Source organism: Alkalicoccus urumqiensis (assembly GCF_002993335.1).
Taxonomy (GTDB): Bacteria; Bacillota; Bacilli; order Bacillales; family Salisediminibacteriaceae; genus Alkalicoccus; species Alkalicoccus urumqiensis.
The window spans coordinates 15,958-28,561 of the sequence record NZ_PVNS01000016.1; the positions used below are offsets into that span (position 1 = coordinate 15,958).

The following is a 12,604-nucleotide window of genomic DNA, read 5'->3' on the forward strand; positions in this document are numbered from 1 at the left end:
GACAGTTTATGAACTGCCCGGAAGTGCTTTCAGGGCGTACCCCTTCTCTTTTAATTCTGTAACAATGTCGTCGAGCACCTCTACTGTCTGGGGAAGCTCATGCAGAAGGAGAATGTCTCCGCCGGCAGCCGTTAACGAATTCACTGCAATCTGCTGCGGATCATGCTTCAGCTCCCAGTCAAACGACGTTGTATTCCATAAAACCGTCTGCAGACGGCACGCGCCTGCAAGTGCAGTAAGTTCATCATTATACCTTCCATAGGGAGGACGGAAAAGATCCGGACGAATACCGGTGATGTCTTCCATAAGGCGGATACTTGTATCCAGCTGGTATACCTTTTCCTCCCAGGAGGCGGTCTCCAGATTTACATGCTTATGAGCATGAGTACCGAGCGCGTGGCCTTCCTGAAGCAGTCTCTTCCAGGGCCGCCCGTCATAAAGACGGCTCGTATTCCAGAAAAAGGTCGCTTCCGCTCCGTGCCTGGATAAAATATTCAGAATGGCATCCGTATACTTTCCCGGACCGTCATCGAACGTAATATAGACAGTTTTCCTATCCGGCCCTCTGGAAAGAATATTACTCCCTTGAAAGTGAACCTGCACGTGATCTGTCACTGCTCAGGGTGAACGGTGCTTCATGACGACCCCTCCTATTTAGACAGAATCCATTCTTCTATAACACGCTTGGCAGAATGCTTCACTTCGACTTTCAGCTCCCGCTTATGCGGCGCGAGTGCTCTTGCATGCGAAGGGCGCAGCCCGATCAGAACGATATCGATGCCCATCTGCTTAAACGTATGGATCAGGCTGCAGAGCACCGGAACCGTCTCCGATTCAATCGTACCTACACCTGTGAAATCAAGAAGAATGCGGTCAGGCTGCGCTGCATACGTCCGCTTTATCACATTTTCCTGAATAGCAGCCAGTTTCACGGGGCTGAGATCGCCGAAAAGCGGTATCAGGCCGAGCGTAGATGTGATGTCGATAAAGGGACCAGAAAATTTGTTCGCTCTGTACAGCACCCTTTCCAGCTCCTCTGTTTTCTCAAACAGCTCAAAATTCGTTTCATTCAGGCGTGCCTGAATCCCTGTCAGCTGACTCGATACATTCGCGTAACTGTCCGAAACGGGTACGAGAGCACAGGCGCATTCTGCCTGGTGCCAGGAAAAGTAGACACTGCAGAGAAGAACTTCGCCGCCACCTGAAATCATATTCAATTCTGCTCCGCGCACGGAAGGTTCCGTTTTAAGGAGCTGATCCGCTTTTCTTCTGCTTCCGGCATCCACCAGTGTTAAAAAATCGGCTTCCCGGCCGAAAAGTGCTGCCGCTTCCTCCGAACGCTCGAGAATTTCCATGGAGCTGTCTAATTTAAAGAATGGAAGTGGTACCAGATTTTCCATTAACTTCATCCCGCCTGCCATTGTCATATTCGCTGAGCCACTCTGCTGCCCCGTCGATAGAGCGGACAAACGATGTACTCAGCTGTCCTACTGCCGAAAAATCATACTGCGAAACCAGTCTTCCGCCGACGAGGACTTCCATCTCCGGATTCGCTTCACTGCATTCTCTAAGAAACGTTGTAAGCTCCTCCACTCTGTAACTCAGTGAAAAAGAAAGTCCGACAACATCCGGTTTCCACCTGCGTATTTCCTTCATGACTTCCTCTGAAGGCAGGTCGGACTGCATAAACTTTACGTTCCAGTTTTTCTCACGGAATAAAATCGAAACCATTTTCAATCCAAGAAAATGGTTTTCTTTTTCCACCGTGAAAAAGAGTGCTTTCGGCGTGCCGTCAATCGATTTAGACTGACTGATCAGTTCATATTCTGTCTGAGATAATACAAAATCACAGACGCCGGTCGCGAGATGTTCTTCTGCTACCGTGATATCTCCCATCTGCCAGCGGAGACCGATTTCATACATGGCCGGTGTTAATAAGTCCCGGTACAGCTCAAGGCGCGGACGGCTCTCCCGCCATTTCTTCACAATGGCAAGAGCCATTCCGTGATCCCCGCGAAGCAGCTGCTCTGTGAAGGCGTTCACCGAAATATTCATAAAGGGTTCATCCCTTCAATTTATATCAAATTGCCTGACACGTATCAGACTTCCGTATATTCTACCATATGCCGGCCGGTGTTTCTACCGTGCAGCCAGCAGTGAAGAATCTGCTCCACAGCCAGGTGAATCCCCGGTGTTTCATTGAATATCTGATGGCCGGCATCAGGGAGATAAACCGGGTCAAACTGCTGGAGCTTTTGATGATAAAACCTGCGGGAAGCTTCTCCATCAATTGTTTTGTCCTTTCCGGCAAACAGGCCCACCGCAGGCACCGTCACCTTTTCCGCAGCCTCCAGTTTTTCGATCCACCTGCTTAGATCCAGCGTCCACTCTGTATGCAGTGTTTTCATCTGCAGCGGATCTCTGCGCTGGAACGCCAGGTATTCACGGTTATGAGAATTTGCCCTGAATGTCCTTTTGATGGAATGCGGATAATTCGCAGCAGCTTTCGAAGGCACTTTTAGAAGCGGCCAATTTTTCGGTATGTACAGCGGTGCAGCAAGTATAAGAGACTGTGGATCGATCGATTTCTGCATACATGCCTGGAATAAAACGGCAGCTCCTGTGCTGTGGCCGAGCGCGTGCTGAATAGTATAGTTTTTATCCGACCAAAAATTCCAAACGAGCGCTGCCGCCTGCTCATACGCTGTAAAAGGAGGGCTTACAGACGCAGAAAATCCATGTCCCGGAAGGTCCAGCGTAAGCACATTCCAATCATGCTTCAGGAAAAAACGGATCAATCTGCTGAGGCCGCCGCTGTGGTCCAGATACCCATGAAGAAGAAGCACTGTCCTCTCTGGATCAGCGCTTCCAAATCTTTGAGTAAAAACGGACAGTGGGCCTTCAGAGAGAATATACGATTCTCTTACTGATCCGTTCAGGCCGTAAAGCTTGTCGTACGATTTCATAAAATGATCCGACAGCTTCACCTTCTTCGTCATGTCGACAAAGCTTCCACGAGCGACCTTCCATATGCAGGAAGATCCGGAGGTCTTCTGCTGGAAATCAGGTGCCCGTCCCTCACAACTTCTTTATTAACCCATTCGCTGCCGGCGTTCATCATATCGTGCTTAATGCCCGGCGTGCTTGTTACCGTTCTGCCTCTTAAGATATCAGCGGAGATCAGAACCCAGCCCGCATGGCAGATCTGGCCGATAATCCGTTCACGGCTGTTCATAAACTGAACCATTTCCAGCACTTCATCATAACGTCTCAATTTATCCGGAGCCCATCCGCCGGGAACGAGGAGCGCATCATATTCGCTGATTTGTATCTGCGAGAAGGAAAAATCCGTTGTCACCGGCACACCGTATTTACCTGTATAAACCGCATCTGCCTCTTTCCCCGCTATATGAGCCACCGCTCCAGCCTCCTGGAGCCGGTAGTGCGGGTAAATAAGTTCGGAGTCTTCAAAATCGTGCTCTACTACAGTCAGTACTTTTTTTCCTTTTAAAAGCATACAATCACCCTTTTGGTGTACTATTTTCTTTATTAAACGCCGTTCCTTCCCATTCCCCTAAAAACGTTTCTAAAAACCGTTTCATGAACATGTGCCGCTCTTCACCTATGGTTCGGGCTGCCGGCGTGTGAAGCGTCTCTTTAATCGTCAGCAGTTTTTCATAAAAATGATTCACAGCAGTACTTTTTTCCTCACGATACGCTTTGGATGACCCATACGTTTTCGGCAGAATATCCGGATCGTGCATCGCTTCATTAAACGCTCCTGCAAACATGAAACACCTGGCAGTGCCAATGGCACCAATAGCATCAAGCCTGTCAGCATCCTGCACTATCTCCGCCTCCAGAGATTCAGGAGTTTTATTATGACCGCCTTTAAAACTGACCGTATTAATAATGCTGAGAATATCTTTCTGCATCTTTTCCGGACAGTCGTTTTCTTTCAGCCAGCGTTGAACATAATTCAGCCCATCGCCATCCTGATCATGAAATTTATCATCTGCTACATCATGAAGAAGCGCTGCGATACGGCAGAGTTCCGTATCCGCTCCTTCTGTTTCCGCCAGAAAAACCGCCGTATCCGTTACCCTTTTCGTATGCTGCCAGTCATGTCCTGTTGCATCATGTTCAAAAAAATAAATAGCTTTCTGTTCCGCCTTCTGTATCAGGTTCATTCCATCACACCTTCCGCCGTATATTTTAGCGGAGTGCCCGTCATCCGTAAAGCGGTAGAAACATGCCTTTTCGTTTATGCAGCGCCTTCTGCCGGCATGTTCGAACTGCAGACCATACAAAAGCCGGCCCATTTACCCGGCCGGCTCTGTCGAACTGATTTGACTCCTTTGATGGTCTTCCTTTCATAAAAAAGGAAAATAAGGGCGTAAACCCGATTATTTACGGGCTGTAACGAGTTCTTCGGAACATTCTTCACACTGCTGAACGTAACTTTCATGCATTTCGTTAAGAACATTACCGCATTTCGTGCACTGCTTTGGGGGAAGACTACGGAAAAACTCTACGCTGGACATCATCATTGGAATCCCTCCTGATTTAGTATAATTAAATTGTATTATAACAGTTTGAATAAATCAACACTTTATTAGAACAACTTTTCCGCATTTCTTCTACTACAGCACTTATCTATGCCTATTATATCGGTCATTTTTATAATACAGAAGGAAAAACCCTCTGTATCAGGAGGCACTTATATATAACAGATTGTGCTACAGGAGGTACACAGAAGAATATGTAAAAAAGTAAAAATGAAAAAACTGCCGGCAGATTCAGCCGGCAGTTTGATTGGATTTAAGAAACGGGATGAAGAAGAAGGCGGTCAAGCTCTGAAACGAGCGTATTGATTTCCGGTTTACTGATCTGTGCATCAGCACCGACCCTGTCTCCTTTATGGCGGAGGTCTCCAGTAATCAAGGAAGAGAATATACATACCGGAAGTGCGCGGTACTCACTGTGTTCTTTAATTTTCTTTGTTAAATGATGTCCGTCCATTCCAGGCATTTCAATATCTGTAATAACCAGATCCACGTGAGAACTGTTTTCCAGAACGTCGAATGCTTCACGGCCGTCTTCGGTTAATAGAAGGTCTGTATACCCGGCGTCTCTGAGCGTGTTTTCCAAAAGCGAACGAAGTGTCGGTGAATCTTCTGCAATCAGAAGTTTTTTTTCGGACCGCTCAGGCTTTTCCCCGGCTTTTGCGTTTGATTTGAAGAAATCAGCCTCCGGCATTGCATCATAAACAATTTTCTCATAGTCAAGAAGCAGGACCATCGCGTGCTCCATTTTGACAATACCGGTCGTTATATTCTGCATCCCGCTTCCTGTCTCCTGCGGCTTTTCTATCTGTTCCCAGGAAATGCGGTGGATACGCGAAACGCTGTCCACACGAAAAGCCATTTTACGTTGATTTAGTTCAGCTACAATCATTTTCTCATTTGTATTTTCCGATACCGGCGTTCCGATAACTTTTGACAAATTGATCACTGGAATAATTTCCTCCCGAAGGCGGATCATTCCATCTATATTTTGGTGGGCATGTGGTACAGCAGTTACTTCTGAAGGCTGAATGATTTCTCTTACTTTCATGACATTAATCCCATAAAGCCCGCTACCTACAGAAAATAAAATTATTTCCAGCTCATTCGTGCCGCTCTCCAGCAGAATACCTTGGTTATTCATACAGCAGTCTCCTTTATTTAATTCTTATGTACTATGAATTATATCATATTAAATAACTATCCGCGTCCTGGAATATGGATTAAATTCGATTTTTAAATAAAACACTTCCGTCTGCTCACCGGCACAGCAGGGCGGCGTGAAGGAAGTTTTCAAGAATCTGTTTGCAAAGGAGGGTGCATCCATTCTATAATATAATCTGACAGGTTTATTTTCAGCAGGGAGGTAGCAGATATGTTGAACAGATGGACGAGCGCACTTTTTCTCTCCATAATGGCAGTAATGACTACAGCAGTTCCAGCTTTGGCCGCATCCGGCGATGGAGAAGGTGAAGGCGGAGGTGCTTTTACAGAAATCATTTTTACCATTCTGGCAGTAGGCGTACTTTTTTTATTTATTTTTTACATGGTACGTGACAACGCAAGCTGAGCCGGCGCGTACATAGAAGAACCTCCATCCGAGTCCGGACGGAGGTTTTTTTGTGTGATTTTTTTATAAGTGTCAAGTCCCCCACGAGCAGAGGACACACATAAAGCCTGTGGATCATCTTTTTCCTTTGTACGTCCGGTCAACTTTCCGGCGCTTCGATTATTTCAATGCTTTCAATAACGACATCTTCAATCGGCTTATCTGCTCCATTTGTTTCTACAGAAGATAAGCTGTCGACGACATCCATGCCTTCATACACATAGCCGAATACGGTATGACGGAAGTCGAGGTGCGGGGTTCCCCCCTCTTCCAGGTAATAGGAAACCGTGGACTCAGGAAACCCGCTTCCTTCAAACATTTCCTCACTCAGCTGCGACGCATCTGCATCGACGATAAAGAACTGGCTGCCATTTGTAGCAGGACCGCTGTTAGCCATTGCTAAAGCTCCGCGGAAGTGGGCAAGCGACGGATCAAATTCATCTTCGAACGGCTCTCCGAATGCGCTCTCACCACCAGTGCCGGTAGCTGTTGGATCACCGCCCTGAATCATAAAATTATCAATGATACGGTGGAACGGCACCCCGTCGTAATAGCCTTCCTCTGCCAGAGTGAAGAAATTTTCTACGGCAAGAGGGGCCTGTTCCGGGAAAAACATCATCTCCATCGTGCCCTCAGACGTTTCCATTGCCGCTCTTGGATAATCTTCCGGATCTCCTTCCATCTGCGGATAAAAATCAACAGAAATTTCTTCCGGCTGCTCCTCTTCCGAACTATTTTCCTCATCATTGGCTTCTTCAGAACCGGCGTTTTCCTCTTCCCCACTGTTGTTCTCTTCGGAACCGGTATTTTCTTCTGCTTCAGCAGATTCTTCCTCTGCTTCGCTATTCTGTGCATTGTCGTTCGTGCTGTCTTCTGTAGAACTGCAGGCAGCTGTAAACAGGAGCAGTGCTGCTCCGGCTGTCATTTTCTTCATGGCTGATTCACTCCTTCAGCAGTCTATTTTACTGGAACCTGTCAATTCAGGCAATCGTTTGTTCTGCCGCTTTCACCATTGTAGCTGTTTGGACATAATATAGACACAAAAAAAAGAAAGGCCGTGTAACTGCCTTTCGAAAAAATGCGTCTATTATTGAGAGCGGTCCTCTTCTTTAGCCGCTTCATATGCATTTGTAAGTATACTCTGAATGGCCCGGCCGCGCTCCTGTTTCCTGCGCCGAAATTCATCATACAGCGATTCGCCTTCATAACCTTCATCCAGAAGTTTACGGAGAAGCATATCAGATAAATCTTCTTTCTTGGCCACAATCCGGCCTTCCAGATGAACCGATACGTGAGCATCAAGTTCATGCACCCGGCGCACTTCGCAGAAAAGTGTCGCAGGATCATTTGTCGGTTTGGTGATGGTCACTTCCGCCATGAGCGGCTGACTGGTTTCTTTATAATCAGTGAAAAAGGAAAGCCAGTCCGGTTCAACGACGGCTTCAAGAAGCCAGTTTTTATCCGCTTCTTCTTTGTTTATGATCAATCCATCAACGAGCGGAATCCGGCGTCCTCGGATTTCTTCTTCTTCCTCCGGCGCTTCATCAAATAAAATCGTCATGGAGCAGAGGCGGAATGTTTTCATCAACTCATCCTTTCCTGTAAGGGGGATTTATTATGCAGAAAGAAGCTTTACTATATACGACGCAGGCGGTACCCAGGAATGCAGAGGGCAGAGACTGCTTCCGCATCCATGCATCAGCGTCAGCAGATTGTGTCCGTCTGACCCCCGCTTCTCTTGAGCACTTGTTCACCAAGTATACCAGAGTGACGCTTGTCATTCCGGGATCCACGTCTGATGAAGTTCAGCAGGGAACCCTTTCTGCCAGAGATGCGTTTCTTTATGAACTGCTGACAGTGTGGGCCGATGCATGTCAGTGTGAATTTCAGATGATGACGGCATCAGACAGTACGCAGACGATGTCTTCAGGCTGCGTCACATCTGTACAGACATGGCTCGCCGGATCCGGACCTGATATTCATAAAACGGCCCGCAGCTATTTCTCGTTTCTCACGCTGTTTTCTAAAGGACTTATTCAGACGAAACGTTCAAAAACGACAGTGACAATTACCCTTCTCGGTCTGCCGCTGATCGAATTGAAAGAAGAAAAAAATCTTCCGGCTTCTCTGTCCTGCTGGGCCGTAACCGGTGGTATATTAACGTCGAAAGAAAAGCGCAGCCGCGGCAAATTCTGGTTTATTAAATCAACTATATATCCGGAACTTTATTATGCAGGGCTGACGCATTACCGTCCACGTCTGCCGTTCCGTCTATATAAGTGGACCCAGTCTATCCTGCATGCCTGGACCGTAAAACGTTTTGCCGCAAGATATGCTGCTACTCTGCGCTGTCGCCGCTGATGCTGTCTGCAGCCCACAGCGTATCTGTTTCTGCCTGGATAAAGGCCTGTTCCAGCCTGGAAAGCTCTGAGGCACCTGCGCCTGCACCAGCTGCAGCCAGCGGCGGAGCATAGACCGGCATCGTTCCCTGAAAGGAAGGTCTTTCCTGGAAGAACCTTCCGGCAGGGTGGACCGCTCTGTCGATACCGAGGCTTGCAGCAGTCATGCGGTCTTCCAGCGTGAACATTTCCTCCGGTTTCTCTAGAAGCTCCCGGCTTTCTGAAAGAAGCTGATTTTTTAGCAGCATGCCTTCGCTGCTGATTTTAGTGAAAAAGAAACTCCCAGTGAATAGAATGGCAACTCCACCCCAAAGAATGAGTGCTCCTGCCGGTGCTGTAAACAGAAAGAAAGGTCCTGCTCCCGTAAAGAGAGCAGCAATGGTAACTGCTGCCGTCACAAAACGGCGGCTTCGTTTTCTCAGCCCCATCCTCTCAAGATCCTGCCGAACGATACGATCCCACTCAAGCGTCCGGTCAGCATGTATGGATCTGGCACCTGCTGAAGCATTGGCATCCTCTATGTCCTCCAGCGTAAACGATCCATTCCGCCCGATTTTTTCCGTAAGCCAGTTTAAATAATACGCTTCATGCGGGTACAGCGGCGGCACTGCTGAAGCTTTCCGGTACTCGGCGCCGGTTTGAAGCGGCACACGTCTGATCCACCCCATGTCCAGCATATACATAAAAACAGCCGTCATCTGGGAGGCGGACATCGTTCTCCCTGCCAGACTGCCGCATACTGCCGGCGAAACACGGATGGAAGACTGTGCTTCCGCCGGACGCCGATGGAATAACCATAAAGATATCAACAGCCAGATGACAGCAGCAAGGACAACCCCGATTATCATGTTAAGCATCGTAATTCACACCCCTTCCTCCTATTTTCCATGCAGCAAACAGAACCACAGCAAGGAACAGTCCATAAAGAACGAGCCAGATCCACATCGCCGATCCATCTGGATACCATACCGGCATGGAAATAATCGAAAAAAACAAAACCATGGAAATAGTGCCGACGGAAGAACCTGCAACGTACGTTTTTTCCGACATCGGGACTGCTGCAGCGGCTGCAGAAATCAAACTTCCGGGAAGTACCGGAATACTTCGTGCAGCAATAACAGCTGCCATTCCGTACCGTTCCATCCATCCCATAAGCCGACGGCGCCGCTTGTTATCGGAACTCGTCCACCAGGACCGGAGCCATCCCTCCCCGAACAGCCGCACCATTTTGAAACAGAGCCATGCACCGGCTGAGGCTGCCAGTGAAGCAGTGAGAAGCGCTTCAAACGGAGGAAGAATGAGCAGGTGCAGCACGATGAGTATAAGCACCGGGAAAATAGTAATAATGTTTTGAAATAAAAACAACGGAATTGAAATCCAATAAATACGCCTATCCTGGGGCAGGCTGCGGAGAACCACTGCCGGATCCTCCTGTCTCATCAGCATTATTTCATCCTGATAGAGGAAGAACACACCCGCTGCCGCCGCCAGTATAAGGAGGGCTTTCCACCACACGGCTGTATCCCCCTCTCCCCTTCATGTATTCAGTATACTACGTCAGCATTCCATTGAGAACGCTTACGCCTTTTCTCCATTTATATACATTCTTCTGTAAACGAGCGATCCTGCAAACCCGAGACATGCGATGGCTGTCATCAGGAAATACAAATTCCGGACATTGAACAAGTCAATGAAAAATCCTCCGAAGGCAGCTCCCGTCATACCAGATATGCCGAAAAATACAGATATAAACAGAAGGTGTCCGGTTGATTCCAATTCTTTCGGCACGAGACGGCTCACAAATTGGAAAGCTGTTAAATAAAATATTCCGAATGCGAGGCCATGTGTTACCTGTACGAATAATAGAAATCCCGGTCCGTCTGCTGCACTGAACAGCGCCCAGCGGATTACATACAAAAAAGCAGCCGCGGAGATAAACGTCAGCGGATGAAACCGTCCGGCCCAGTATATACTCGTAGCGAAGACGAGTGCTTCGGTAAAAACACCGATAAACCAGGCGGCGCCGATCAGCGATTCTGAACCGCCAAGCTCCACGATATAAAGACCGATAAACGAGTCGTTCATCCGATGAGTTAAACTGACCATAACGACACACAGAAGAAATAGAAGCAGCTTCTTCTCCTTTAATAAAGCGAGTGCGCCGGATAAGTGCACTGGATTCTTTGACGGCCTGCTGTCCGGCGCAAGTGCGGCAAACACAACCGCTGTCGCCAGAAATACCGCGAACACTGCGTAAATATGCTGAATGCCGATCCAGTCCAGTATGTACCCCCCGAGCAGGGAAGCCGAACCAAAACCAAGTGACCCCCACATCCGGATACTCCCGAAGGAGATACTCCGCTCGGCCGCTGTCTTCTGTGCAAGACTGTCACCGAGACCACCCCCGGGCGACAAAAAGGAGAAAAAGAAAAAGAGCGCAAGTAGAATAAAGAAAAAATGCTCCATTTGAAATAATACAAAACCAACTGCCAGTGCACCGGTTAAGCAGAGAACTAGAATCTTCTTTACCGTCTTCCACTTGTCACTCATGAATCCCCAGAATGGCTGAGCTGCAATCGAAGCGGCAGGGCCGACAGCAAGAAGAATGCCGATTTCCCCGCCTGTCAGACCGAGGTATTGAAAATAGATCGGCAGATAGCTGATCATAATTGTCATCGAAGCATGAAAGAAAAAAAGCATGCCTTTCAGCTTCCAGATTGATGGGCGCATGACACCCTTCCTTTCCACCGTGACACAACAAACCTCTGGAAACCGCGGTACTCAGGTTCCAGAGGTGCCGTCACCTTATTAGACGACCCAGTTTCTTTCATAAAGATAGACAGGGTCAATATCGATAAACAAATACCTTCCCTCTTCAAGCGGGTAGGAATAAGTCCGCAGAATATCATTTGATTCGATATCCCGGTATTTATCGGAGAGTTTGCCATTTTTATTGAACTGCATTTCCACTACATGATCCAGAAAATAAACGCGCCAGCTCCAGTTCTTCCCCATGGCATCCTCTTCCTCGATCCATGCCTGTCCCGAAGTTTTCGTCCAGTTCGAAGTCACCTGATATCCGTATTGATCACAGATATACATCCGGTACGCTTCTTTTTCAAGCGTTACTGCCAGTCCGGACAGGAACTGGTTATAGGATTTCCACGAATGATCTTTCCATTCCCGGTGAATACACCGGTCCATATAATCGAGGAACGACATCTGTTCCGAAAGCTGCCGGTGGTGATGATCGATAAAGGAATGTACGTCATTACGAATTTTCTGCACATCCGGCCCTTCGGAAAAAGGATTTTCCTGTGCTGACGCTAAAAAATTCCCCTGAAAATAACGCCCGCCGTATTTCCAGGCTACCTGCAGCTGGTGCTGATCTTCAATTCCTTTGAAATGGAGAGTGGAGCCAAGCTTTCTGGAAAAAAAAGCAAGCGTGTCGAGAATTTCGCTGTACGTATAATAGGAGCTGGAGCTTTTCAGGTCGGACACATCCACTTTAATGATCGACGGCTCCAATTTCGAAAACTGATCCAGATGGGTGTCGTTAATACTGACATCATCGAGCACTACCTGAAACCCGCTTGCTTTCATGTATAAAAGGACATGGCTGAGTTCGTCAAGCTCATACTCCAGGCCATCCACGGTAATTTCAAAAACAGCGCGTGAAGGCGGGAATCCTTTCTCTTCAAACTCCTGAAACAGCTCCATTAATTCCTCGACGGCATCAAGCTCACCGTGGACACTCGGGTGGATATTGAAAAAGAGCAGTGCTTCATTCGACTGCTGCAGTACTTTCTCCACAGCCGTTCGGTAAAGGTGTTTATCGACTTCCCATTTATAATCTCCGGGAATAGCATTGTCGTGAAAAAAGGAACGGAGCGGAATGGTTTCCTCCGGCCGTTTCCAGTACCCGAGCACTTCATAGCCTACAGTCCGGTACCGGTCTGCATTAATAACCGGCTGCAGATAGGGAACGATCTCATCCAGATGATCGATAATATCCAGTTCTTCCATTAGAC

General features: G+C 47.8%; 16 protein-coding genes. 2 read left to right on the forward strand and 14 right to left on the reverse strand.

All coding sequences use genetic code 11. The annotated features are described in order from the left end of the window. Nucleotides 1-6: 6 nt before the first annotated feature. The 8 genes from C6I21_RS14600 to C6I21_RS14635 all read right to left on the reverse strand — a co-directional run bounded on the left by C6I21_RS14600 (nucleotide 7) and on the right by C6I21_RS14635 (nucleotide 5,709). Nucleotides 7-615, reverse strand: coding sequence for a polysaccharide deacetylase family protein (locus tag C6I21_RS14600; RefSeq protein WP_105960222.1), 609 nt, complete (start codon nucleotides 613-615; stop codon nucleotides 7-9). Between the two features lie 35 nt (nucleotides 616-650). After that, nucleotides 651-1,400, reverse strand: coding sequence for an STAS domain-containing protein (locus C6I21_RS14605; RefSeq protein ID WP_105960223.1), 750 nt, complete (start codon nucleotides 1,398-1,400; stop codon nucleotides 651-653). Further along, nucleotides 1,369-2,055, reverse strand: a complete 687-nt coding sequence (locus tag C6I21_RS14610; protein WP_105960224.1) for a cobalamin B12-binding domain-containing protein — start codon at nucleotides 2,053-2,055, stop codon at nucleotides 1,369-1,371. The genes C6I21_RS14605 and C6I21_RS14610 overlap by 32 nt, the downstream gene beginning before the upstream one ends. Nucleotides 2,056-2,099: 44 nt before the next feature. Next, nucleotides 2,100-2,999 carry an alpha/beta hydrolase gene (locus tag C6I21_RS14615; protein ID WP_105960225.1) on the reverse strand — a complete coding sequence of 300 codons (900 nt, stop codon included), beginning with the start codon at nucleotides 2,997-2,999 and terminating at the stop codon, nucleotides 2,100-2,102. Continuing rightward, nucleotides 2,996-3,517, reverse strand: coding sequence for a type 1 glutamine amidotransferase domain-containing protein (locus C6I21_RS14620; RefSeq protein WP_105960226.1), 522 nt, complete (start codon nucleotides 3,515-3,517; stop codon nucleotides 2,996-2,998). Before C6I21_RS14620 ends, C6I21_RS14615 begins: the two co-directional genes overlap by 4 nt. A 4-nt stretch (nucleotides 3,518-3,521) precedes the next feature. Continuing rightward, nucleotides 3,522-4,190, reverse strand: coding sequence for an HD domain-containing protein (locus C6I21_RS14625; RefSeq protein WP_105960258.1), 669 nt, complete (start codon nucleotides 4,188-4,190; stop codon nucleotides 3,522-3,524). Nucleotides 4,191-4,406: 216 nt separating this feature from the next. Further along, nucleotides 4,407-4,550, reverse strand: coding sequence for a protein YhfH (yhfH, locus tag C6I21_RS14630; RefSeq protein ID WP_105960227.1), 144 nt, complete (start codon nucleotides 4,548-4,550; stop codon nucleotides 4,407-4,409). A gap of 271 nt (nucleotides 4,551-4,821) precedes the next feature. Further along, on the reverse strand, nucleotides 4,822-5,709 hold the full coding sequence (locus C6I21_RS14635) for a chemotaxis protein CheV (RefSeq protein WP_105960228.1): 888 nt from the start codon (nucleotides 5,707-5,709) through the stop codon (nucleotides 4,822-4,824). A 231-nt stretch (nucleotides 5,710-5,940) separates the two neighbouring features. On the opposite strand from C6I21_RS14635, the gene C6I21_RS14640 reads away from it, so the two are divergent. Then, on the forward strand, nucleotides 5,941-6,135 hold the full coding sequence (locus C6I21_RS14640; protein WP_105960229.1) for a hypothetical protein: 195 nt from the start codon (nucleotides 5,941-5,943) through the stop codon (nucleotides 6,133-6,135). Nucleotides 6,136-6,274: 139 nt separating this feature from the next. Here C6I21_RS14640 and C6I21_RS14645 read toward each other — a convergent pair whose 3' ends face one another. After that, complete coding sequence (locus C6I21_RS14645) at nucleotides 6,275-7,108, reverse strand: peptidylprolyl isomerase (protein WP_280953459.1); 834 nt, start codon at nucleotides 7,106-7,108, stop codon at nucleotides 6,275-6,277. Between the two features lie 153 nt (nucleotides 7,109-7,261). Beyond that, complete coding sequence (locus C6I21_RS14650) at nucleotides 7,262-7,759, reverse strand: YwpF-like family protein (protein WP_105960230.1); 498 nt, start codon at nucleotides 7,757-7,759, stop codon at nucleotides 7,262-7,264. A gap of 32 nt (nucleotides 7,760-7,791) precedes the next feature. On the opposite strand from C6I21_RS14650, the gene C6I21_RS14655 reads away from it, so the two are divergent. Then, entirely contained in the window at nucleotides 7,792-8,535 is a 744-nt protein-coding gene (locus tag C6I21_RS14655) for a hypothetical protein (RefSeq protein ID WP_105960231.1), read from the forward strand. Here C6I21_RS14655 and C6I21_RS14660 read toward each other — a convergent pair. The 4 genes from C6I21_RS14660 to C6I21_RS14675 all read right to left on the reverse strand — a co-directional run bounded on the left by C6I21_RS14660 (nucleotide 8,513) and on the right by C6I21_RS14675 (nucleotide 12,599). Then, nucleotides 8,513-9,430 carry a DUF2207 domain-containing protein gene (locus C6I21_RS14660; protein WP_105960232.1) on the reverse strand — a complete coding sequence of 306 codons (918 nt, stop codon included), beginning with the start codon at nucleotides 9,428-9,430 and terminating at the stop codon, nucleotides 8,513-8,515. The two genes, C6I21_RS14655 and C6I21_RS14660, sit on opposite strands and share 23 nt — an antisense overlap. Beyond that, the gene (locus C6I21_RS14665; protein ID WP_105960233.1) at nucleotides 9,423-10,088 is read right to left on the reverse strand and encodes a TVP38/TMEM64 family protein; all 666 of its coding nucleotides are present in this window, start codon (nucleotides 10,086-10,088) and stop codon (nucleotides 9,423-9,425) included. Before C6I21_RS14665 ends, C6I21_RS14660 begins: the two co-directional genes overlap by 8 nt. A 63-nt stretch (nucleotides 10,089-10,151) precedes the next feature. After that, on the reverse strand, nucleotides 10,152-11,303 hold the full coding sequence (locus tag C6I21_RS14670; RefSeq protein ID WP_105960234.1) for an MFS transporter: 1,152 nt from the start codon (nucleotides 11,301-11,303) through the stop codon (nucleotides 10,152-10,154). A gap of 78 nt (nucleotides 11,304-11,381) precedes the next feature. Then, nucleotides 11,382-12,599: an EAL domain-containing protein gene (locus C6I21_RS14675; RefSeq protein ID WP_105960235.1), complete on the reverse strand. Its 1,218-nt coding sequence runs from the start codon at nucleotides 12,597-12,599 to the stop codon at nucleotides 11,382-11,384. Nucleotides 12,600-12,604 lie beyond the last annotated feature (5 nt).

Bases quoted from the DNA above. Each gene is read 5' to 3' on its own strand.
- C6I21_RS14605 (WP_105960223.1), bottom strand. From the start codon at position 1,400: ATGGAAAATCTGGTACCACTTCCATTCTTTAAATTAGACAGCTCCATG.
- C6I21_RS14610 (WP_105960224.1), bottom strand. From the start codon at position 2,055: ATGAATATTTCGGTGAACGCCTTCACAGAGCAGCTGCTTCGCGGGGAT.
- C6I21_RS14615 (WP_105960225.1), bottom strand. From the start codon at position 2,999: ATGACGAAGAAGGTGAAGCTGTCGGATCATTTTATGAAATCGTACGAC.
- C6I21_RS14620 (WP_105960226.1), bottom strand. From the start codon at position 3,517: ATGCTTTTAAAAGGAAAAAAAGTACTGACTGTAGTAGAGCACGATTTT.
- C6I21_RS14625 (WP_105960258.1), bottom strand. From the start codon at position 4,190: ATGAACCTGATACAGAAGGCGGAACAGAAAGCTATTTATTTTTTTGAA.
- yhfH (WP_105960227.1), bottom strand. From the start codon at position 4,550: ATGATGATGTCCAGCGTAGAGTTTTTCCGTAGTCTTCCCCCAAAGCAG.
- C6I21_RS14635 (WP_105960228.1), bottom strand. From the start codon at position 5,709: ATGAATAACCAAGGTATTCTGCTGGAGAGCGGCACGAATGAGCTGGAA.
- C6I21_RS14640 (WP_105960229.1), top strand. From the start codon at position 5,941: ATGTTGAACAGATGGACGAGCGCACTTTTTCTCTCCATAATGGCAGTA.
- C6I21_RS14645 (WP_280953459.1), bottom strand. From the start codon at position 7,108: ATGAAGAAAATGACAGCCGGAGCAGCACTGCTCCTGTTTACAGCTGCC.
- C6I21_RS14650 (WP_105960230.1), bottom strand. From the start codon at position 7,759: ATGAAAACATTCCGCCTCTGCTCCATGACGATTTTATTTGATGAAGCG.
- C6I21_RS14655 (WP_105960231.1), top strand. From the start codon at position 7,792: ATGCAGAAAGAAGCTTTACTATATACGACGCAGGCGGTACCCAGGAAT.
- C6I21_RS14660 (WP_105960232.1), bottom strand. From the start codon at position 9,430: ATGCTTAACATGATAATCGGGGTTGTCCTTGCTGCTGTCATCTGGCTG.
- C6I21_RS14670 (WP_105960234.1), bottom strand. From the start codon at position 11,303: ATGCGCCCATCAATCTGGAAGCTGAAAGGCATGCTTTTTTTCTTTCAT.
- C6I21_RS14675 (WP_105960235.1), bottom strand. From the start codon at position 12,599: ATGGAAGAACTGGATATTATCGATCATCTGGATGAGATCGTTCCCTAT.